The organism is Streptomyces sp. 5-10, assembly GCF_014712245.1.
Taxonomy (GTDB): Bacteria; Actinomycetota; Actinomycetes; order Streptomycetales; family Streptomycetaceae; genus Streptomyces; species Streptomyces violaceusniger.
The window spans coordinates 23,811-46,887 of the sequence record NZ_JACVYG010000021.1 but is presented as its reverse complement, the minus strand read 5'-3'; the positions used below and the strand labels follow the sequence as shown (position 1 = coordinate 46,887).

The window sequence follows — 23,077 nt, the reverse complement described above, 5'->3', positions numbered from 1 at the left end:
GACTCGACTGCGGAGCTGACAATGGCAAACCCAACCGACAAGATCGTTGGCGCGCTGCGGGAGTCTCTGAAGGAGACCGAACGGCTGCGCCGGGTCAATCAGCACCTCACCGCCGCCTCCCGGGAACCCATCGCCATCGTGGCGATGAGCTGCCGCTACCCCGGCGATGTGCGCGGCCCCGAGGACCTGTGGGAGCTGGTCACCGGCGAGCGCGACGCCATCTCCGGATTCCCCGGCAACCGCGGCTGGGACCTGGAGAACCTCTACGACCCGGACCCCGACCGGCAGGGCACCGTCTACGCCACCGAGGGCGGATTCCTCCACGACGCCGACCAGTTCGACCCCGCCTTCTTCGGCATCTCGCCCCGCGAGGCCACCGTGATGGACCCCCAGCAGCGGCTGCTGCTGGAAACCTCCTGGGAGGCGTTCGAGCGCGCCGGAATCGATCCGGCGGCGCTGCGCGGCAGCAAGACCGGCGTCTTCGTGGGCGCCGCCTACCAGGGCTACGTCCCCGACTGGCCCCATATGCCCGAGGGCCTTGAGGGCCACCTGGTCACGGGCATCTCCGCGAGCATCATGTCCGGCCGTGTGGCCTACACCCTGGGCCTGGAGGGCCCGGCCGTCACCATCGACACCGCCTGCTCGTCCTCGCTGGTCGCCCTCCACCTGGCCTGCCAGTCGCTGCGCCAGGGCGACTGCTCCCTCGCCCTCGCGGGCGGCGCCGCCGTGATGGGCGCCCCGATGGGGCTCATCGGCTTCGCCCGGCAGCGCGGGCTGGCGCGGGACGGCCGCTGCAAGGCGTTCGCCGAGGGGGCCGACGGCATGGGCCTCGGCGAGGGCGTCGGCATGCTGCTGCTGGAGCGCCTTTCGGACGCCCGGGCAGGCGGCCACGAAGTGCTGGCCGTCGTCCGCGGCTCGGCCGTCAACCAGGACGGCGCCAGCAACGGCCTCACCGCCCCCAACGGCCGCTCCCAGCAGCGGGTGATCCGCCAGGCGCTCGCCAACGCCGCGCTGACGGCGGAGCAGATCGACGCGGTCGAGGCCCATGGCACCGGCACCCCGCTGGGGGACCCGATCGAGGCGGGCGCGCTGCTCGCCACGTACGGGAAGGACCGCCCGGCGGACCGCCCCGTGCTGATCGGCTCGCTGAAGTCCAACATCGGCCATCCGCAGGCCGCCGGCGGGGTCGGCGGTGTCATCAAGATGGTGCAGGCCATGCGCCACGGCCTGCTGCCCAGGACACTCCACGCCGAGGAGCGCTCCTCGCGGATCGACTGGTCGGCGGGGGCGGTGGAGCTGCTGACCGAGGCCAGGGAGTGGCCGCGCGGCGAGGAGCCCCGCCGGGCCGCCATCTCGGCCTTCGGGGCCAGTGGCACCAATGTGCACACCATCCTCGAGGAGGCGCCCGAGGAGGAGCCTTCGGAGGCGGTGGCCGAGGGCATGGCACCGGTGGGCGGCGGAGTGGTGCCGTGGGTGCTGTCGGCGAAGAGCGCGGCGGGCCTGCGGGCGCAGGCCGAGCGGCTGCTGACACATGTGACCGCGCGCCCCGGGCTGTCCCCGGCCGACGTCGGCCACTCGCTCGCCACCACCCGCGGCCGCTTCGACCACCGCGCGCTGGTCCTGGGCGGCGACCGCGACGAGCTGATCGACGCGCTGGGCGCACTGGCGTCGGGCGGCGAGTCCCCGCGCGTGGTGCGCGGCGGGGGAGTGACGGCCACCGACGCCCGTCCGGTGTTCGTGTTCCCGGGGCAGGGGTCGCAGTGGGTGGGGATGGCGGTGGAGTTGCTGGATGCTTCGCCGGTGTTCGCGGGGCGGATCGCGGAGTGTGAGGCGGCGCTTGCAGCGTTCGTCGACTGGTCGTTGACCGGGGTGTTGCGGGGTGAGGGTCCGGGGTTGGAGCGGGTGGATGTGGTGCAGCCGGCGTTGTGGGCGGTGATGGTGTCGCTGGCGGAGGTGTGGCGGGCGTGTGGTGTGACTCCCGCCGCCGTGGTGGGGCATTCGCAGGGGGAGATCGCGGCGGCGGTGGTGGCGGGTGCGCTGTCGCTGGAGGACGGGGCGCGGGTGGTGGCCCTGCGGTCGCAGGCCATCGCCCGTGGACTGGCGGGCCGTGGCGGCATGATGTCCGTCTCGGAGGGCGCCGACCGGGTGCGAGGGCGGATCGTCGCGTGGGACGGGCGTATCTCCGTGGCGGCGGTCAACGGTCCGGGTTCGATCGTGGTGTCCGGCGATCCGGAGGCGCTGCGTGAGCTCCAGGCGGAGTGTGAGGCCGAGGACGTACGGGCGAAGCTGATCCCGGTGGACTACGCGTCCCACTCGGCCCATGTCGAGGAGTTGCGCGACGAACTCCTCGACGTCCTGGCGCCGATCGCCCCGCGCCGCGCCGAGGTGCCGTTCTGCTCGACGGTCACCGGCGACACCATCGACACCACCGGGCTCGACGCCGGGTACTGGTACACCAATCTGCGGGAGACGGTCGAGCTGGAGTCGGCGGTGCGGGCTCTCTCGGCCGCCGGGTTCGGCACGTTCCTGGAGATGTCCCCGCATCCGGTGCTGACGATGCCGCTCCAGGCGACCGTCGAGGACGCCGTGGTGGTGGGGTCGCTGCGCCGCGACGAGGGCGGTCCCGAGCGGTTCCTGGCCTCGCTGGGCGAGGCGTTCGTCCGGGGCGTGGCCGTCGACTGGGCCGCGGTGTGCGCCGGGGCCGCGGTCGTGGAACTGCCCACGTACGCCTTCCAGCGGCAGCGCTACTGGCTCGAAGGCTCCTCCGCACCCGCCGAAGGCGACGCGGTGGACGCGGACTTCTGGGACGCCGTGGAGCGCGAGGACCTGGCCGCGCTGGCCGCCGCGCTGGAGGTGGACGCCGAGGAGTCGTCCCTGGCCATGGTGGTTCCGGCGCTGGCCGCGTGGCGCCGGGCGCGCCGCGAGCGGTCTGTGCTCGACTCCTGGCGCTACCACGTCAGCTGGAAGCCCCTGGGCGACGCCCTCACCTCACCCCACGACCGCTCGTTGGCCGGTGCCACCTGGCTGATCGCCGCGCCCGCCGGAGCGCCGGAGGGCCCGCGCGTCGCGGAGGCGCTGCGGGAACGCGGCGCCCAGGTGCGGCTGGTGGAACTGACCGAAGCCGACGCCGTACGCGATGCGCTCGCCCGCGGGCTCGGTGAGGCCACGGCGGAGGCGCCACCACCGACCGCGGTGCTCTCGCTCCTCGCGCTCGTCGAGGACCCGTACCGCGCGGGCACGGCACAGCCGCTCGGCCTGGCCCTCAACCTCGCCCTGTTGCAGGCGCTCGGCGACACCGGCGCCGACGTCCCGGTGTGGTACGCCACGCGCGGGGCGGTGTCCGTGGGCCGCGCGGACGCGCTGGACCACCCGCTCCAGGGCCTCACCTGGGGCCTGGGCCGGATCGCCGCCGTGGAGTACCCGCGGCGCCGGGGCGGTCTGGTGGATCTGCCCGGCACCCTCGACGACCGCGCCCTCGCGCGGCTGTGCGGTGTGCTCGCGGGCCGGCTCACCGACGAGGACCAGGTCGCGGTGCGCGCCTCCGGGGTCCACGGGCGCAGGCTGGTCAGGGCCTCGGCGGCGCCGGCCGACGCCACCGCGCCGTGGCGGCCGCGCGGCACCGTGCTGGTGACCGGCGGCACCGGCGGCCTGGGCGCCCATGTGGCGCGCTGGCTGGCCCGGGGCGGCGCCGAACACCTGGTGCTCACCAGCCGCCGGGGCCCCGACACCCCCGGGGCGGCCGAACTCGCTGACGATATAAGGGAGTCGGGGGTCCGGGTGACCGTGGCCGCGTGCGACGCCGCCGACCGCGACGCGCTGGCCGACCTCCTCGCCACGCTGGACGCGGACGAGGCCCCGCTCGACGCGGTGGTCCACACCGCGGGCGTCCTGGACGACGGGGTGCTCGACACCCTCACCCCCGAGCGCGCCGACGGGGTGCTGCGCCCGAAGGTGGACGCGGCGCTCCATCTGCACGAGCTCACCCGTGACCGCGAGCTGTCCGCCTTCGTGCTCTTCTCCTCCTTCGCGGGCACGCTCGGCGGCCCCGGCCAGGGCAGCTACGCGGCCGCCAACGCCTTCCTCGACGCGCTCGCACACGCCCGCCGCGCCCAGGGCCTGCCCGCCACCTCGGTGGCCTGGGGCGCGTGGTCCGGCGGCGGACTGGTGGACGAGGCCGTCGAGGCGCGGCTGCGCGCCACCGGTATGCCCGCGATGGCGCCCGACCTGGCGATCGCCGCCCTCCAGCGCGCCCTGGACGTGGCCGACACCCATGTGGCCGTGGCCGATGTCGAGTGGGACCGGCTCATCGCCGCCACCCCCTCCCTGGAGGGGGCCGCCGTGCTCGGCGAACTCCCCGACGCCCGGCGGGCGGAGGCGGCGGCCGCCACCACGGGTGAGGAGGACACCCCGCTGGCCCAGCGGCTGGCCGGGCTGTCGCCCCAGGAGGCCGAGGAGGTACTGGCCGACCTCGTCAGCACCGAAGTGGCCGCCGCGCTCGGCTACTCCGAGACCGCGGCGGTCGAGGCCGGGCGCGCCTTCCGTGAACTGGGCTTCGACTCGCTGACCGCCGTCGACCTGCGCAACCGGCTGAACGCGGCCACCGGGCTGCGGCTGCCGGTCACCCTCGTCTTCGACTACCCGACCGTCACCGCGCTGGCCCGCTTCCTGCTCGCCGAGAGCGGCGCCGGTGAGACCGGGGCCACCGCCCCGGCGGGCCCGGTGCCCGCCGCCGTCGCGGTGGACGACGACCCGATCGCCATCGTGGCCATGAGCTGCCGCCTCCCCGGCGGGGTGACCACCCCCGAGGAGCTGTGGCGGCTGCTGATGGACGGCCGGGACGCCGTCTCGGACTTCCCCACCGACCGCGGCTGGGACATCGAGGGCCACTACGACCCCGACCCCGACAAGCCGGGCACGTTCTACGCCACCGGCGGTGGCTTCCTCCACCAGGCCGACCACTTCGACCCCGAGTTCTTCGGGATCTCGCCGCGCGAGGCGCTCGCCATCGACCCCCAGCAGCGGCTGCTGCTGGAGACCAGCTGGGAGGCGTTCGAACGGGCCGGGATCGATCCGGCCTCGGTGAAGGGCACCCAGGCCGGAGTGTTCATCGGCGCCAGCTACAACGACTACGGCTCGCGCTTCACCCGCGCGCCCGAGGAGTTCGAGGGCTATCTGGCCACCGGCAGCGCGAGCAGCGTGGCGTCCGGGCGCATCTCGTACACCTTCGGCCTCGAAGGGCCTGCGGTCACCGTGGACACCGCCTGCTCGTCCTCGCTGGTCGCCCTCCACCAGGCGGCGCAGGCGCTGCGCCAGGGGGAGTGCTCGCTGGCGCTCGCGGGCGGTGTCGTGGTGATGTCCACGCTGGACACCTTCATCGAGTTCAGCCGGCAGCGGGCCATGGCCCCCGACGGCCGCTGCAAGGCGTTCTCGGCGGACGCCGACGGCGCCGGGTGGGCCGAGGGCGTCGGCATGCTGCTGCTGGAGCGGCTGTCCGACGCCCGGGCAGGCGGCCACGAGGTGCTGGCGCTGGTGCGCGGCTCGGCCGTCAACCAGGACGGCGCCAGCAACGGCCTCACCGCCCCCAACGGTCCCTCCCAGCAGCGGGTGATCCGCCAGGCGCTGGCCGGTGCGGGCCTGTCGGCCGCCGATGTGGACGCGGTCGAGGCCCATGGCACCGGCACCCGGCTCGGTGACCCCATCGAGGCACAGGCCCTGATGGCCACCTACGGCCAGGGGCGGGACGCGGACCGGCCACTGTGGCTGGGCGCGCTGAAGTCCAACATCGGCCACACGCAGGCCGCTTCGGGTGTCGCCGGGGTCATCAAGACGGTCCTGGCACTGCGCCACGGCGTGCTGCCGAAGACCCTCCACGCCGATGAGCTCTCGCCCGACGTGGACTGGTCGGCCGGTGCGGTGGAGCTGCTGACCGAGGCCCGGGAGTGGCCCGAGACGGGACGGCCGCGGCGCGCGGGCGTGTCCGCCTTCGGCGTCAGCGGCACGAACGTGCATGTGGTGCTGGAGCAGGGCCCCGAGCACACCGCGCCGGTGGCCGAGCGGACGGTCGACTCCGATGTGGTGCCGTGGGTGCTCTCCGCGCGCGGCGAGACCGCGCTGCGGGCGCAGGCCGGGCGGCTGCGGGCCCATCTGGAGGACCGGCCGGAGCTGCGCCCGGTGGATGTCGGCTACGCGCTGGCGACGGGGCGCTCGGCCTTCGGCCACCGCGCCGTGGTCGTCGGCGCCGAGCGGGAGGAGCTGCTGCGGGGCCTGGCGGAGCTGGCCTCGGGGACGGCCCGGGAGACAGTGGCCGACGCCGGGAAGACGGCCTTCCTGTTCACCGGGCAGGGCGCTCAACGGCCGGGCATGGGGCGGGAGTTGTACGACGCCTTCCCGGTGTTCGCGGCGGCGTTCGACGCGGTGTGCGCGGAGCTGGACCGCCATCTGGACGGCTCGGTGCGGGAGGTGGTCTTCGGCGAGGACGCGGAGCCGCTGAACCGGACCGTGTTCACCCAGACCGGGCTGTTCGCCCTGGAAGTGGCGCTGTTCCGGCTGGTGGAGTCCTGGGGTATCGCGCCGGACTTCCTGGTCGGGCATTCGGTGGGGGAGTTGGCGGCCGCCCATGTGGCGGGGGTGTTCTCGCTGGAGGACGCCTGTGCGCTGGTGGCCGCCCGGGGCCGGCTGATGCAGGCGCTGCCGGAGGGCGGTGCGATGGTCTCGCTCCAGGCGGCCGAGGCCGAGGTGGAGCCGCATCTCGAAGGCCACGAGGACCGGGTCAGCGTGGCGGCGGTCAACGGGCCGCGGGCGACCGTCATCTCCGGTGACGAGGACACCGTCCTGCGGATCGCTGAGGCGGTCGGGGCCAAGAGCAGGCGGCTCACCGTGTCCCACGCCTTCCACTCGCCGCTGATGGACGCCATGCTCGCCGAGTTCGGCACGGTGGCCGCCGGGATCGGCTACTCCGCGCCGCGCATCGCGGTGGTCTCCAACGTCACGGGTGAGGCGGCGGGCGAGGAGCTGTGCTCGCCGGAGTACTGGGTGCGCCACGTCCGCCGGGCGGTGCGCTTCGGGGACGGCATCCGCTTCCTCGCCGAGCGGAATGTGACCCGCTTCGTCGAGATCGGCCCCGCCGGTGTGCTCTCCGCCATGGGCCAGGAGTGCCTGGCCGACGCCGACGCCGACGCCGATACCGAGATCGAGACCGACACCGACGCCGCGTTCGTCCCGCTGCTGCGCAAGGACCGCGGCGAGGCCGCGTCCCTGCTGGCCGGGGTGGGCCGGGTGCACGCCCATGGCGGCGCGGTGGACTGGGAGAAGGTGTTCGCGGGCCGTGGCGCCCGTAGGGTGGATGTGCCCACGTACGCCTTCCAGCGGCAGCGCTACTGGCTGGACGCGCCCGCCACCGTGGGCGATGTGGCCTCGGCCGGTCTCGGCCCGGCCGGGCATCCGCTGCTGGGCGCCGCCGTCGAACTCGCCGACAGCGACGGGCTGGTGCTCACCGGGCGGCTGTCCACGCGCGGCCAGCCCTGGCTGGCCGACCACGCGGTCTCCGGTGTGGTCCTCTTCCCGGGCACCGCCTTCCTGGAGCTCGCGATCCAGGCCGGTGACCGGGTGGGCTGCGACCGGGTCGACGAGCTGACCCTCCAGGCACCGCTCATCCTCCCCGAGCGCGGCGCCATCACCCTCCAGCTGGTGGTGGACCCGCCCGAGGAGGACGGCCGGCGCGCCCTGAACGTCTACTCCCGCCCCGAGGACGCGGACCGCGAGCAGCCGTGGACCCGGCACGCCACGGGGGTGCTGGCGGCCGGTGCCGCCGAGGGCTCGTACGACCTGGGCGGGGCGTGGCCGCCGCCGGGCGCCGAGCCGATCGAGGTCGGGGACCTGTACGAGCGGTTCGCCGCGGGCGGCTTCGGCTACGGCCCGTCGTTCCAGGGGCTGCGCGCGGCCTGGCTGCGCGGCGACGAGGTGTTCGCCGAGGTACGGCTGGCGCAGGAGCAGCAGTCCGCCGCCACCGCCTACGGACTGCACCCGGCCCTGCTGGACGCCGCGCTGCACACCATCGCGCTCGGCCCGATGCTCCAGGCGGGCGAGGGCCGGTTGCCGTTCTCCTGGACCGGGGTGACGCTGCACGCCTCCGGGGCCGGTGAGGTACGGGTGCGGCTCACGCCCAGCGGCACCGACACGGTGGCCCTGACCGTGGCGGACACCATCGGACGGCCGGTGGCCACCGTCGAATCGCTGGTGCTGCGCAAGCGGCCCGAACGGCTCGGCGACGCCGCCACCGGCGGCGACTGGCTCTACCGGCTCGACTGGGTGGCCGCCGACACCTCCGCGGCCACGCCCGAACAGCCCTCCGGGCACTGGGCCCTGCTCGGCGACGACGACTTCAAGCTGGTCGGACTCGATGTGCACACCTACCCGAGCCTGGAGGCGTTGCCCGCCGACCCGGCCGCCGTGCCCGCCACCGTACTGGTGCCCTGCGCACCGGAGCCCCAGGGCGTGGCCGACGCCGTACGGGCCGCGACCCACCGGGCGCTGGCGCTGCTCCGGGCCTGGCTGACCGAGGACCGGTTCGCCGACTCCCGCCTGGTGTTCCTCACCCGGGGCGCGGTGGCCACCGCGCCCGGCGCGGACGTACCCGATCTGGCGCACGCCGCCGTCTGGGGTCTGGTGCGCTCCGCGCAGTCGGAGAACCCCGACCGGTTCGTGCTCGTCGACCTCGACGAGCACGAGGAGTCGGCGCTCGCCCTGCCGACCGCGCTCGCCCTGGACGAGCCGCAACTGGCCGTGCGCCAGGGCGACATCACCGTGGCCAGGCTCGCCACCACCCCCGTCCCCGACACCGCACCCCCCGCCTGGGACCCCGGCGGCACGGTGCTGGTCACCGGGGCCACCGGCACCATCGGCGGGGTCATCGCCCGCCATCTGGTGGCCGAGGGCGGTGTGCGGCATCTGCTGCTCACGAGCCGCCGTGGCCCGGACGCCGAGGGCGCGGCCGAACTCCACGCCGAACTGGCGGATTTGGGCGCCGAGGTCACCCTCGCCGCTTGCGACGTGGCCGACCGGGAGGCGCTGGCCGCGCTGCTCGCCACCGTCCCCGCCGCCCATCCGCTGACGGCCGTCGTGCACACGGCGGGCGTCCTGGACGACGGTGTGGTCTCCTCGCTCACCCCCGAGCGGATCGACCGGGTGCTGCGGCCCAAGGTCGACGCCGCGCTCACCCTGCACGAGCTGACCTGCGGCCTGGACCTGTCCGCGCTCATCCTGTTCTCCTCCATCGCCGGCACCTTCGGCGGGATGGGCCAGGGCAACTACGCGGCGGCCAACGCCTTCCTCGACGCCTTCGCCCAGCACTGCCGCGCCCAGGGCCGGCCCGTCCAGTCACACGCGTGGGGGCTGTGGGCCCAGCGCAGCGAGATGACCGGCAAGCTGGCGGGCGCCGATCTCAACCGGCTGGCGCGCGGTGGCATCGTCCCGTTCTCCTCGCAGGACGGCGCCGGGCTCTTCGACGCCGCACGCGCCGTGGACACCGCCGTCGTGCTGCCGATGCGGCTCGACGCCGCGGCGCTCGGGGCGCGGTCCGGTGACGTACCGGCGCTGCTGCGCGGGCTGGTGAGGGCCGGGCCCGCCACCAGGCCCGCCCGGCGGACGGCCGCCGGAGCCGGGGCCGCGCCCGCGCGGCCCGACGGGCTCAAGCAGCATCTGACGAGCCTGCCGGAGGCCGAGCGCGGGCGGTTCCTGCTGGACCTGGTCCGCACCACCGTGGCCGGGGTGCTGGGCTTCGACTCGGTGGCGGCCGTCGAGGCGGAGCGCGGTCTGCTCGACCTCGGCTTCGACTCGCTCACCGCGGTCGAACTCCGCAACCAGCTCGGCAAGGCCACCGGCCGGCGACTGCCGGTGACCCTGCTCTTCGACTACCCCACCTCCACGGCGATCGCCGCGTACCTGGAAGCGGACATCGCCCCGGAGGCATTCACCGCCGCGTCGATGACCTTCCCGGAACTCGACGCCCTGGAAAGCAACCTGGCCGAGGTGGCCGCCGACGACGAGGCGCGCACCACGCTCGCCTCGCGCCTGCAAGACCTGCTGGTACGGCTCGGCCAGGGCCCGGAGGACGCGGAGGACGCGGTCGCCGGCCGCATCGACGCCGCCTCGGACGACGAGATCTTCGACTTCATCGAGAACGAACTCGGCCTGTAGTGCACGGAGTTGGAATTCACAGAGATGGGCGGTAAACGGTGAGCGAGGCAAAGCTCCGCGACTACCTCAAGCGAGTGACCACGGATCTGCACCGTACTCGCCAGCGCCTCCAGGAGGCCGAGGCAAAGGACCACGAGCCCATCGCCATCGTCGGGATGGCCTGCCGCTACCCCGGTGGCGTGGCCTCGCCGGAGGACCTGTGGGAGCTGGTGGCGAACGGCCGCGACGCGGTCACCGAGTTCCCCGCCGACCGGGGCTGGGACCTGGAGGCCCTGTACGACCCGGACCCGGACAAGCCGGGGACGAGCTATGCGCGCGAAGGCGGCTTCGTCACCGACGCCGACCACTTCGACCCCGCGTTCTTCGGCATCTCCCCGCGCGAGGCCCTGGCCATGGACCCGCAGCAGCGGCTGCTGCTGGAGACCGCGTGGGAGGCCATGGAGCGGGCCGGGGTCGACCCGGCCACGCTGCGCGGCAGCCGCACCGGCGTCTTCGCGGGGGTGATGTACCAGGACTACGCGACCCGGCTGCGCCAGGTTCCCGACGATGTCGAGGGGTACGTGGGCAGCGGTGGCTCCGGCAGCATCGCCTCCGGCCGTATCGCCTACACCTTCGGTCTCGAAGGGCCCGCGGTCACCGTGGACACCGCCTGCTCGTCCTCGCTGGTGGCCCTGCACCTCGCCGCGCAGGCGCTGCGCCGCCGGGAGTGCACCCTTGCCCTGGTCGGCGGGTCGATGGTGATGTCCACACCGGTGGCCTTCGTGGACTTCAGCCGCCAGCGCGGGCTCGCCTCCGACGGCCGCTGCAAGGCGTTCGCCGCGTCCGCCGACGGCACCGGCTGGGGCGAGGGCGTGGGCATGCTGCTGGTGGAGCGGCTGTCGGACGCGCGGGCAGCCGGACACCAGGTGCTCGCGGTCGTCCGCGGCTCCGCCACCAACCAGGACGGCGCCAGCAGCGGGCTCACCGCCCCCAACGGCCCCTCCCAGCAGCGCGTCATCCGGCAGGCACTGGCCGACGCCGGGCTGACCCCGGCCGATGTGGACGCGGTCGAGGCCCACGGCACCGGCACCCCGCTCGGCGACCCCATCGAGGCGGGCGCGCTGCTCGCCACCTACGGCCAGGACCGCCCCGAGGACCGGCCGCTGTGGCTCGGTTCGCTGAAGTCCAACATCGGCCACACCCAGGCCGCCGCGGGCGTCGGCGGGGTCATCAAGACGGTGCTGGCGCTGCGCCACGGCGTCCTGCCCAAGACCCTGCACGCCGAGGAGCCGACGCCCAACGTGGACTGGGAGTCGGGCTCGGTACGGCTGCTGGCCGAGGCCCGGCCGTGGCCCGAGCCGGAGGCGGCACGGCCGCGCCGCGCCGCCGTGTCCGCCTTCGGATTCAGCGGTACCAACGCCCATGTGATCCTGGAGCAGGCCCCCGCCGAGGAGACCGCGGAGGAGGCCGCCGACCAGACACCGGCCGACCAGACACCCGCCGACCAGACACCGGCCGACCAGACACCCGCGGACACCGCGCCCGCCGCCGTGTCGTCCGACCTGGTGCCGTGGCCGCTGTCGGGGCGGACCGAGGAGGCCCTGCGGGCCCAGGCCGCGCGGCTGCGGTCCTACGTGGCGGGCGCCCCCGGGCCGTCCCCCGTGGACATCGGCTACTCGCTGGCGCTCACCCGCTCCGCCTTCGCCCACCGCGCGGTGGTCGTGGGTTCGGACCGTGCCGAACTGCTCGGCGAACTCGACCAGTTGGCCTCCGGCGTCACCCCCGGCGCGGTGGCCGGTGCGGGCACGACGGCGTTCCTGTTCACCGGGCAGGGCGCACAGCGGCTCGGCATGGGACGCGCCCTGCACACCGCCTTCCCGGTCTTCGCCGCCGCGTTCGACACCGTCTGCGCCGAGCTCGACCGCCACCTGGACGGCCATGCCGGGCACGCGGTGCGCGAGGTGGTCTTCGGCGAGGACGCCGAGCTGCTGGACCGGACCCTCTACACCCAGGCCGGTCTCTTCGCCGTCGAGGTGGCGCTGTACCGGCTGCTGGAGTCCTGGGGCGTGACCGCGGACTTCCTGGTCGGCCACTCGGTGGGCGAGCTGGCGGCGGCCCATGTGGCGGGCGTGTTCTCGCTGGAGGACGCGTGCGCGCTGGTCGCGGCCCGGGGCCGGCTGATGGACGCGCTGCCCGCCGGAGGCGCGATGGTCTCGCTCCAGACCGGCGAGGCCGAGGTGCTGCCCCATCTGGAGGGCCAGGAGGACCGGGTGGTCCTGGGCGCGGTCAACGGCCCGGCCGCCACGGTGATCTCCGGTGAGGAGACGGCCGTCCTGAGGATCGCGGAAGCGGTGGGCGTCAAGAGCAAGCGGCTGCGGGTCGGCGTCGCCTCCCACTCGCCGCTGATGGATCCCATGCTGGAGGAGTTCGCCAAGGTCGCCGGTGAGCTGACCTACGCCACCCCCCGGATCGCGGTGGTCTCCAACGTGACCGGCGAGGCGGCGGCCGAGGAGCTGTGCTCGCCCGAGTACTGGGTGCGCCATGTGCGGCAGCCGGTGCGGTTCCAGGACGGGATGCGGTTCCTCGAGGACCAGGGCGTGACCCGCTATGTGGAGGTCGGCCCGTCCGGTGTGCTGTCCGTGATGGGGCAGGAGTGCGTCGCCGCCCCCGACGCCGCCGCGTTCATCACCCTGCTCCACAAGGACCGCGACGAGGCCGCGTCGCTGCTGGCCGGGGTGGGCCGGGTGCACGCCCACGGTGGCGCGGTGGACTGGGAGAAGGTGTTCGCGGGCCGTGGCGCCCGTAGGGTGGATTTGCCCACGTACGCCTTCCAGCGGCAGCGCTACTGGCTGGACGGCCAGGACCGGGCGGGCGATGTGGCCTCGGCGGGGCTGGGATCGGCCGGGCATCCGCTGCTGGGCGCCGCCGTCGAACTCGCCGACACCGACGGCCTGGTGCTCACCGGGCGGCTGTCCCTGGCCGCCCAGCCCTGGCTGGCCGACCACGCCGTCTCCGGCACGGTCCTCTTCCCCGGCACCGCGTTCCTCGAGCTCGCGATCCAGGCCGGTGACCAGGTCGGCCGCGACCAGGTCGAGGAGCTGACCCTCCAGGCGCCGCTGATCCTCCCCGCCCGTGGCGCGCTCACCCTCCGGGTGACCGTGGGCGAACCCGACGAGAGCGGACGGCGCCCGCTGAACGTCCACTCCCGCCCCGAGGGCGCCGGGTTCGGCGAGCCGTGGACCCCGCACGCCACCGGCACGCTCGCCACCGCCACACCTGCTGCCCCCGCCGAGCTGACCGCGTGGCCTCCGGCGGACGCCACCGAACTCGACGTCAGCGACATGTACGAGCGGTACGCGGCGGGTGGCTTCGGCTACGGCCCGGCCTTCCGGGGCCTGCGCGCCGCCTGGCTGCGCGGCGACGAGGTGTTCGCCGAGGTGCGGCTGGCCCAGGAGCAGCGGCCGGCCGCCGCCGGGTACGGGATCCACCCGGCCCTGCTCGACGCCTCCCTGCACGGCATCGCGCTCGGCACCCTCTTCGCCGGGGAGGACCCCGAGACGGCGCAGGGGCGGCTGCCGTTCTCCTGGACCGGGGTGTCGCTGCACGCCGCCGGGGCCGACGAGGTGCGGGTGCGGATCTCCCCGGCCGGGGAGGACACCGTGGCGCTCGCGGTGGCCGACCCCACCGGCCGCCCGGTGGCCACCGTCGAGGGCCTGCGCTTGCGCAAGATGACCGGCGATCAGCTCAGCGGCGCCCGCGCCGCGAGCAGCGAGTCGCTGTTCCAGCTCGACTGGCCCGCGCTCGCGGGCGCGGGCCGGCCCACCCCGCTGACCCGGGCCGCGCTGGTCGGTGACGACGGACTGGAGGTCACCGAGAGCCTCTTCGCGGCCGGGGTCCACCTGGAGTCGTATGTGGACCTGGAGTCGCTGGGCGCGGCCGTCGACGCCGGTACGGCCGCCCCCGCGGCGGTCCTGGTGTCCTGTGCCGCCGGGCCCGGCGCACCGGCCGACGCGGTGCGGGACTCCCTGCGCACCGCCCTGGAGCTGGCCCGGAAGTGGTCGGCCGATGAGCGGTTCACCGACTCCCGGCTGGTGTTCGTCACCCGTGGCGCGGTGGCCACCGCGCCCGGCGTGGAGGTCACCGATCTGCCGGGCGCCGCCGTCTGGGGCCTGGTGCGCTCGGCGCAGTCGGAGAACCCCGACCGGTTCACCCTCCTCGACCTCGACGAGCACGAGGAGTCCGTACGCGCCATCCCGGCGGCCCTCCCCTCCGGGGAGCCGCAGCTCGCGCTGCGCGCCGGACAGGCACACACCCCGCGGCTCGCCCGCGCCCAGGGCGCCACCGGCGCCACCCGGGCCCTGGACCCCGAGGGCACCGTGCTGATCACCGGCGCCACCGGTACGCTCGGCGGGCTGCTCGCCCGCCACCTGGTGACCCGCCACGGCGTCCGCCATCTGCTGCTGACCAGCCGCCGGGGACCGGCCGCCGAGGGGGCCGGGCGGCTGTGCGAGGAGCTGACCGAACTCGGCGCGACCGTGACCGTGGCCGCGTGCGACACCGCCGACCGGGACGCCGTGGCCGCCCTGGTGGCCCAGGTGCCCGCCGACCACCCGCTCACCGGGGTGTTCCACACCGCCGGGGTGCTGGATGATGGGGTGATCTCCTCGCTCACCCCCGAGCGGCTGGACACCGTGCTGCGTCCCAAGGTCGACGCCGCGCTCCACCTCCACGAGGCCACCCGGGAGCTGGACCTGGCCGCGTTCGTGCTGTTCTCCTCGGCCGCCGGTGTGCTCGGCGGCGCGGGCCAGGGCAACTACGCGGCCGCCAACGGCTTCCTCGACGCCTTCGCCCAGGCCCGCCGGGCGCAGGGGCTGCCCGCCCACTCCCTCGCCTGGGGGCTGTGGGCGCCGACCAGCGCGATGACCGGTACGGCGGACACGGCCGGGGCCGCCCGCTCGGGCGTGGCCGCGCTCTCCTCCGAACAGGGCATGGAACTGCTCGACACCGCCCTCGCCCTGGACACCCCACTGCTGATCCCGATGCGGATCGACCTCGCGGCGCTGCGCGCGGGCGCCGGATCCGGCTCGGTGCCGCTGCTGCTGCGCGGGCTGGTGCGGACACCGGCGCGCCGGGCGGGCGCGGCCACACGCGGTGGCTCGCCGGGCGGCGGCTCCGCGCTGCGGGAACGGCTCGCCGCGCTGTCCGAGGCCGAACAGGACGCCGTACTGGTGGAGTTGGTGTGCACGCAGGTGGCCACCGTGCTCGGCCACCCGGACCCGTCCGCCATCGGCCCGGCCCATGAGTTCGTGGACTCCGGCTTCGACTCGCTCACCGCGGTCGAACTGCGCAACCGGCTGAACGCGGCCACCGGGCTCAGGCTGCCCGCCACGCTCGTCTTCGACCACGAGACGCCCACCGATCTGGCCGCCCGGCTCCGCTCCGAACTGGCCGCGGCCCGGCAGTCGGGCCCGTCCGAGCGGACGCCCGCGGGCGCGGCGCCCGCCGCGGCGGGGGAGTCCACCACGCTGAGCACGCTGTACACCGAGGCGTTCGAGACCGGGAAGTGGAAGGAAATCTTCGATCTGCTGCACGCCACGGCGGCGCTGCGGCCCCGGTTCAGCGCCCCTTCCGACCTGGAGAAGCTGCCGATGCCGGTCCGGCTCAGCAAGGGCCCGGCCGAGCAGCACATGTTCTGCTTCTCCTCGTGCCTGGCGGTCGCGGGCATCCACCAGTACGCGCGGTTCGCGGCCTCGCTGCGGGGCCGGCGCGATGTGTCGGCCCTCGCGCTGCCGGGCTTCGGCCGCGGCGAGCCCCTTCCGGAGACGGCGGACGCGGTGGTGGCCGCGCAGGCCGAGGCGGTGGCGAAGGCCGCCGACGGGCAGCCCATCGTGCTCCTGGGCTCCTCGGCGGGCGGCTGGTTCGCCCACGCGGCGGCGGGACACCTGGAGCGGATGGGCATCCGGCCGACCGCGGTGGTCCTGGTGGACACCTACGTGCCCAAGAGCAGCATCCTCAACCAGTTCGGGCTCTCGCTCATGGACGGGATGACCGAGCGCGAGGGCGTGTTCGTCACCATGGACGACGCCCGGCTGTCGGCCATGGGCTGGTATCTCAACCTCTTCGGCGGCTGGGACCCCGAGCCGATCGAGACCCCCACCCTCCTGGTGCGCGCGCTGGAGCCGCTGTCCACCGGATCGCTGAAGCTGGAGGAACTGCCCGACTGGCGGTCCTTCTGGGAGCTGCCGCACGACATCGTCGATGTCCGTGGCAACCACTTCACCATGATGGAGGACCACTCCCTCCCCACCGCCCAGGCCATCGAGGACTGGCTGGAGCGACTGCCGCGCGACGGCGCCTGACCCCGCGCCTGACCCCGCTCCCGACCCCCGCCCGGACACCCCGCTTCAGACGCCCCCCGCATCAGACAAGGAACGACGACCATGGCGTTGCCCGTCACCGATGAGAGCCTGTGGTTCCGCAGGTTCCATCCGCGCCCGGAGGCCGAGGTCAGCCTGGTCTGCCTGCCGCACGCGGGGGGAGCCGCCAGCTTCTACTTCCCGATCTCCGAGCTGCTGCCGCCGACCGTGGAGGCGCTGGCCGTCCAGTACCCGGGGCGGCAGGACCGCCGCCATGAAGCGCCCATCGAGGACATCCACGAGATGGCGCGCGAGATCTACGAGGCGCTGAAGCCGCTCACCGCACACCGGCCGATCGCGCTGTTCGGCCACAGCATGGGCGCGAGCGTCGGGTTCGAGCTGGCCAGGCTGCTCGAAGGGGAGCTGGGGACCGTGCCCGTGGCGCTCTTCGCCTCGGGCCGGCCCGCGCCCTCCCACCACCGCAGCCTCGGCATCCACCGGCGCGACGACGCCGGGCTCATCGCCGAGCTGCGGCTGGTCAGCGGAACCGACTCCCGGATCCTCGGCGACACCGAACTGCTGCGGCTGGCCCTGCCCGCCATCCGCAGCGACTACAAGGCGGCCGAGACCTACGCATACCGGCCCGGCGCCCGGCTGGCCTGCGACATCGTGGGGCTCACCGGTGACAGCGACATCCGCGTCACCGCCCGGGAAGTGGCGGGCTGGCGGGAGCACACCTCGGGCCCCTTCCGGCTGGAGGTCTTCTCCGGCGGCCACTTCTACCTGGGTGAGCAGAAGGCAGCGGTGGCCGGAGTCATCACGGACACCCTGCGGGCGGCCACCGCCCGCCCCCGACGACCCATCGACTGAGAGAGAAACCGACGATGCGTATCCTTTTCGCTACGGTGTCCGAGAAATCACACCTGTTCACCATGGTCCCGCTCGCCTGGTCGCTGGCCGCGGCCGGCCATGAGGTGCATGTCGCCAGCAACCCCGCGCTGACCGAGTCCATCAAGAGCACCGGTCTGACGGCCGTCTCCGTCGGCAAGGACCACAATCTCCACGAGATGCTGACACAGAACCGCGAGTCGCTGGAGAACCCGCTCTCCGACTGGTCCACCCCGGAGCTCGATCAGCACTCCTGGGAACAGGTGCTGATGAAGTTCAAGGTCAGCGTGATGTTCGCGTACCAGACCTACAACGACTGCATGGTGCACGAGCTGGTGGACTACGCCCGCCACTGGCAGCCCGACCTGGTCATCTGGGACCCGGTCAGCTACGCGGGCCCGGTGGCCGCCCGCGTCGTGGGCGCCGCCCACGCCCGGCTGCTGTGGTGCATCGACATCTACGCGAAGATGCGCGAGGTGTTCCTGGCCCGCCTCGCCGAGCAGCCCGAGGAGCGCCGCGAGGACCCGATGGCCGACTGGCTCGGTGGCATCCTCGGCCGATACGGCCGCACCTTCGACGAGGAGGTCGTGGTTGGCCAGTGGACCATCGACCAGATCCCCACCAGCCTCCAGCTCCCGCTGTCCCTCCAGCGGGTCCCGGTCCGCTATCTGCCCTACAACGGCCCCTCCGACATCCCGGACTGGCTGCGCGAGACCCCCGAGCGGCCACGGGTCGTGCTGACCTCCGGGGTCTCGGCACGGGCGGCCCTGGGCGGCACCTTCATGCCGGTGGCCGACATGATCGACACCCTGGGGAGCATGGACATCGACGTGGTGGCCGCACTGCCGCCCGAGGAGGTCGAGGCGCTGGAGAAGGTCCCCGCCAACACCCGCATCGTCGACTTCGTCCCGCTGCACGCCCTGCTGCCCGGCGCCTCGGTCCTCATCCACCACGGCGGCTTCGGCTCCTGGGGCACCGCCTTGGCGGGCGGCGTACCGCAGTTCATCCCCACCATCCGCTACGCCGACTGGTGGAACAAGGGGACCAGTCTGCACGAGGCCGGTGCCGGACTCGCCGTCCACGCCTCGGAGTTGACCGCCGAGGTGCTGCGCGAGGGCGTCGAGCGGCTGCTGAAGGAGGCGTCGTTCAAGGAGGCCGCCGAGCGGCTGCGCGCGGAGAACCAGCGCACCCCCACCCCGCACGACGTGGTGCCGGTGCTGGAGAAGCTCACCATGGAGCACGGCCGATGAAGGTGCGCGAGCTGGCGGTGTCCGGCGCCTACGAGTTCAGCCCGGACGTCCACCGCGACGAGCGCGGCGCGTTCGTCGCCCACTACACCGACTCGGCCTTCTCCGCGGCCGTCGGCCATCACTTGCGCCTGGGCCAGAACCACCACAGCGTCTCCCGGCGCGGCACCGTCCGCGGGGTGCACTACGCGGACGTACCCCCCGGCCAGGCCAAGATGGTGACCTGTGTCAGCGGCGAACTCCTCGATGTGGTGGTGGACCTGCGGGTGGGCTCGCCCACCTTCGGCCGCTGGGACAGTGTGCGTCTTGACCCCGTCTCGTACCGGGCGGTCTATCTGGAGGAGGGCCTGGGCCACGCCTTCATCGCGCTGCGTGACGACACCGTGGCCGCCTACCTCAACTCGGAGGAGTACAACCCGGGCGCCGAGCACGAGATCGACCCCTTCGACCCGGCCCTCGGCCTGCCCTGGCCCAAGGACCTGGAGTACCTGGTCTCCGAGCGCGACCGGAACGCCCCGCGGCTGGCCGAGGCCGAACGGGCCGGTCTGCTGCCGTCCTACGAGGTCTGCCGGGCGCTGCACCCCCGGCGCTGACCCGGCCCGGCGTACCCCCGTCCACCGATCGGTTGATGCGGCCGATCGGCCGGCCGGTGGAGGGAGGATCAGCCCGGTGGGCAGCCGATGAGCCGATCCGCGGGGGATATCCGCTCCCTACGGTGGAAGAGTGAAGAACAAAAGCGAGGAGGACCCGGGCCGATGCCGCTGATCGAGGTCAGTAACCTGCGCAAGGAATACCGCAATCACGTGGCGGTACAGGACGTGTCCTTCTCCGTGGAGGAGGGCGAGATCTTCGGCATCCTCGGCCCCAACGGGGCGGGCAAGACCACCGCCGTGGAGTGCATCGAGGGCATGCGCAAGCGCGACGGCGGCGAGATCTCCGTGATGGGTCTCGACCCGCTGAAGGACAAGGACCTCGCGGAGCTGCGCGAGTCCATCGGTATCCAGCTCCAGCAGAGCGAACTGCCGCCCAAGATGAAGGTGTGGGAGGCGCTCGAGCTCTACAGCACCTTCTACCGCGACCCCGTCGACTGGCGCGAGCTCATCAAGGACTGGGGCCTGTCGGGCAAGGCCGACACGGCCTACGGATCGCTGTCCGGCGGCCAGCAGCAGCGGCTGTCCATCGCGCTGGCCCTCGTCGGCAAGCCCAGGATCGCCGTCTTCGACGAGCTGACCACCGCGCTCGACCCGCACGCCAGGCGCGAGACCTGGAAGCTGATCGAGAAGGTCCGGGAGCAGGATGTGACCGTGCTGCTGGTCACCCACTTCATGGAGGAGGCCGAGCGGCTCTGCGACCGGATCGCCATCATCGAATCCGGCCGGGTCGTCGCCCTCGACACCCCCTCCGGACTGGTGTCCCGGGTCGATGAGCAGCAGATCATCCGCTTCAAGCCGTCCGTCCCGATGGACGACGAACTGCTCACCTCGCTGCCCGAGGTGAGCAGTGTGACCCGGTCCAAGTCCCAGGTGACGGTGGTCGGCAAGGGCAATGTCGTCTACGCCGTGATCTCCGTCCTGGCCCGCAATCAGATCGTGGCGAACGAACTCCGCCTGGAGCAGGCGAGTCTCGATGACGCCTTCGTCGCCCTGACCGGCTCCAAGCCCGCCAACTAAAGCCGCCGAGGAGACTTCTGCCATGTCCGGGCGCACCAAGCTCACCTACGTCGAGAGCAAGCTGTTCCTGCGCGATCCCACCGCGGTGTTCTTCGTCATCGCGCTGCCGATCATGCTGCTGGCCATCTTCCACTTCGTCACCACCAAGTCCGACGACGACGCCGCCACCAAGGCGTCGATGGCCGCGTTCGTCCCCGCGATGGCCATGTCGCTGTGTCTGACGATGCTGGCCCTCAACCTGCTGCCCACGACCCTGGCGACCTACCGGGAGAAGGGCATCCTGCGGCGCATGGCCGCGAGCCCCATCCACCCGGGGAACCTGCTGCTCGCCCAGCTCTTCATCAACCTGGTCACCGCGGCGGTCTCCGCGGTGCTGGTGCTCATCGTCGGCAAGACCGCCTTCGACACCAAGCTGCCCGGTGACGTCCCCGCCTTCCTGGTGAGCTTCGTCCTGGGCACCTGGGCGCTGTTCTCCATCGGCCTGGTGATCGCGGCCGTGGCGCCGAGCAGCAAGTCGGCCACCGCGATGGGCCTGTCCCTGCTCTTCCCCAGCCTCTTCTTCGGCGGCGCGTTCCTCCCCAAGGAGGATCTGCCGGAGACGGTGTCCACCATCGGCGACTACACCCCGCTGGGCGCCGCGCTCCAGGCGCTGCGCGACTCCTGGGAGAACCAGTGGCCGCAGACGCTGCACCTGACCGTCCTCGGAGTGATCGCGGTGGCCGCCACCGCGGCCGCGGCCAAGCTGTTCCGCTGGGAGTGAGGTGAGCGCGTCCAAGGACGACGGCGGACGGTGGGAGCGGCACTCCGACATCCTGTTCGGAGGGCTGCCCTACCTTCTGCTGTTTCTGTCCACGGCCCTGAGCGTGGTCCACGGCCCGCCACCGGCCCGGCGGCTGCTCACCACGCTCGGCCTCGCGGCCGTGGCCGCCGCCTGGATCCTGGGCACCTACACCCTGCCCACGGGCCGCCGCAGCAGACAGCCGTACGGCACGGTGCGCACGGCCGTCTACTTCGCCGGGCTGCTCGCCCTCTCCGCCGCGCTGATGGCGCGGGACCAGGTGTTCATGCTGTTCGCCGCCACCGGGTTCCTCCAGGCGCTGGTGCTGCTGCCGACCGTCTGGGCGCTGGTGTCCGTGGCGGCCACCTCCTTCGTCGTCAACACCGTGCCGGACGGCTTCCCCCGGCCCACGACCGGCGCGGTGGTCGGCTATCTCGCCGCCATCGCCTTCCAGACCGTGGTGATCGGCTGGATCAACCTGCTGTCGAGCCGGCTCAACGAACAGCACCAGCGGCGCAAACGGACCGTGGCCGAACTCCGCTCGGCGCTCGCCGAGAACGCCGGACTCCACGCCCAGCTGATCACCCAGGCGCGTGAGGCCGGAGTGCTCGACGAGCGCCAGCGGATGGCGGGGGAGATCCATGACACCCTCGCCCAGGGGCTGGCCGGCATCATCCGGCAGCTGGAGGCCGCCGAACACGCCGAGGGCGACCGCGAGGTGTGGCGCCGCCATCTCGTGGCGGCCAAGGACCTGGCCCGGGACAGCCTCGCCGAGGCGCGCCGCTCGGTCCAGGCGCTCCGCCCCGAGCAACTGGAGTCCCGGACCCTGCCGGACGCCCTGGAGTCGCTGGTCGAGGGGTGGGCACGGGCGCGGGAGCCGAAGGCCGCGTTCGCGACGACCGGGACCGCCGTCCCGCTCCACGCCGAACTGGAGGCCACGCTCTACCGGGTGGCGCAGGAGGCCCTTGCCAACATCGCCAAGCACGCCCGGGCGTCGAAGGTGGGCATCACCCTGTCGTACATGGAGGACGTGGTGGTCCTCGACGTACTCGACGACGGCGTCGGATTCGACCCCGCGGCCGCGGAGGCCGAGGCCGGCACCTCCGGCGGCCACGGCCTCGGGCTGGTGGCGATGCGGCGCCGACTGGACCGGGTGGCCGGTACGTTGGACATCGAAAGCGCCCGTGGCGAGGGCACCGCCATCAGCGCGGCCGTCCCCGTGATCCCCCAGGAAGCCGGTGCATGAGCGGAAACACCCATGGCGGCAACACCTCGAGCCCCATCCGCATCCTCATCGTCGACGACCATCCCGTGGTCCGCGACGGGCTGCGCGGAGTGCTGGAGCGGGACCCCGACTTCACGGTGATCGGCGAGGCCGGTGACGGTGCCGAGGCCGTCGAACTGTACGAGCGGCAGCCGGCCGATGTGGTCCTGATGGATCTGCGCATGCCCCGGATGGGCGGCGTGGAGGCCATCAAACGGCTGCTGCGCGGCGACCCCGAGGCCCGGATCCTGGTGCTGACCACCTATGACACCGACAGCGACGTCATGGGCGCCCTGGCCGCCGGGGCGACCGGCTATCTCCTCAAGGACACCCCGCGCGAGGAGCTGACCCGCGCCGTGCGGTCCGCCTCCTCGGGCCAGTCCGTCCTCTCGCCCGCGGTCACCGGACGCGTTCTCGGTCAGGTCCGCAAACCCACTCAGGGCCCGCTGAGCGACCGTGAACTCCAAGTGCTCCGGCTTATCGCGGACGGGGCCACGAATCGACAGGCCGCGGCGGCATTGTTCATCAGCCAGGCGACCGTCAAGACGCATCTTCTGCATGTCTACGAGAAACTCGGGGTGAAGGATCGCGCGGCGGCGGTCAGCGAGGCCCATAAACGACATCTATTCGAATGACACCGCAGGTCGGGGCCGTGATAGGGGTGGCCGATAGGGGTGGACGAGGGTAGGGGTTGTTCCGCT

The 23,077-nt window shown here is 73.4% G+C and carries 9 protein-coding genes; all 9 read left to right on the top strand.

Annotation, left to right across the window (positions count from 1 at the left end):
- The first annotated feature begins 21 nt into the window (after window positions 1-21).
- Window positions 22-10,194: a type I polyketide synthase gene (locus tag IEJ02_RS23155; protein ID WP_191066615.1), complete on the top strand. Its 10,173-nt coding sequence runs from the start codon at window positions 22-24 to the stop codon at window positions 10,192-10,194.
- Window positions 10,195-10,232: 38 nt separating this feature from the next.
- A complete protein-coding gene (locus IEJ02_RS23150; RefSeq protein ID WP_191066614.1) occupies window positions 10,233-16,532 on the top strand; it encodes a type I polyketide synthase in 6,300 nt (2,099 codons plus the stop codon).
- Window positions 16,533-16,613: 81 nt separating this feature from the next.
- A complete protein-coding gene (locus IEJ02_RS23145; protein WP_191066613.1) occupies window positions 16,614-17,399 on the top strand; it encodes a thioesterase II family protein in 786 nt (261 codons plus the stop codon).
- 35 nt (window positions 17,400-17,434) lie between these two features.
- The gene (locus IEJ02_RS23140; protein ID WP_317985884.1) at window positions 17,435-18,667 is read left to right on the top strand and encodes an activator-dependent family glycosyltransferase; all 1,233 of its coding nucleotides are present in this window, start codon (window positions 17,435-17,437) and stop codon (window positions 18,665-18,667) included.
- Window positions 18,664-19,257: a dTDP-4-dehydrorhamnose 3,5-epimerase family protein gene (locus IEJ02_RS23135; RefSeq protein ID WP_191066611.1), complete on the top strand. Its 594-nt coding sequence runs from the start codon at window positions 18,664-18,666 to the stop codon at window positions 19,255-19,257. The genes IEJ02_RS23140 and IEJ02_RS23135 overlap by 4 nt, the downstream gene beginning before the upstream one ends.
- A gap of 162 nt (window positions 19,258-19,419) precedes the next feature.
- Entirely contained in the window at window positions 19,420-20,334 is a 915-nt protein-coding gene (locus IEJ02_RS23130; RefSeq protein ID WP_020866317.1) for an ABC transporter ATP-binding protein, read from the top strand.
- A gap of 22 nt (window positions 20,335-20,356) precedes the next feature.
- Window positions 20,357-21,094 carry an ABC transporter permease gene (locus IEJ02_RS23125; RefSeq protein WP_037962594.1) on the top strand — a complete coding sequence of 246 codons (738 nt, stop codon included), beginning with the start codon at window positions 20,357-20,359 and terminating at the stop codon, window positions 21,092-21,094.
- 1 nt (window position 21,095) lies between these two features.
- The gene (locus tag IEJ02_RS50440; protein ID WP_317985882.1) at window positions 21,096-22,358 is read left to right on the top strand and encodes a sensor histidine kinase; all 1,263 of its coding nucleotides are present in this window, start codon (window positions 21,096-21,098) and stop codon (window positions 22,356-22,358) included.
- Complete coding sequence (locus IEJ02_RS23115; RefSeq protein WP_137981398.1) at window positions 22,355-23,011, top strand: response regulator; 657 nt, start codon at window positions 22,355-22,357, stop codon at window positions 23,009-23,011. Before IEJ02_RS50440 ends, IEJ02_RS23115 begins: the two co-directional genes overlap by 4 nt.
- Window positions 23,012-23,077 lie beyond the last annotated feature (66 nt).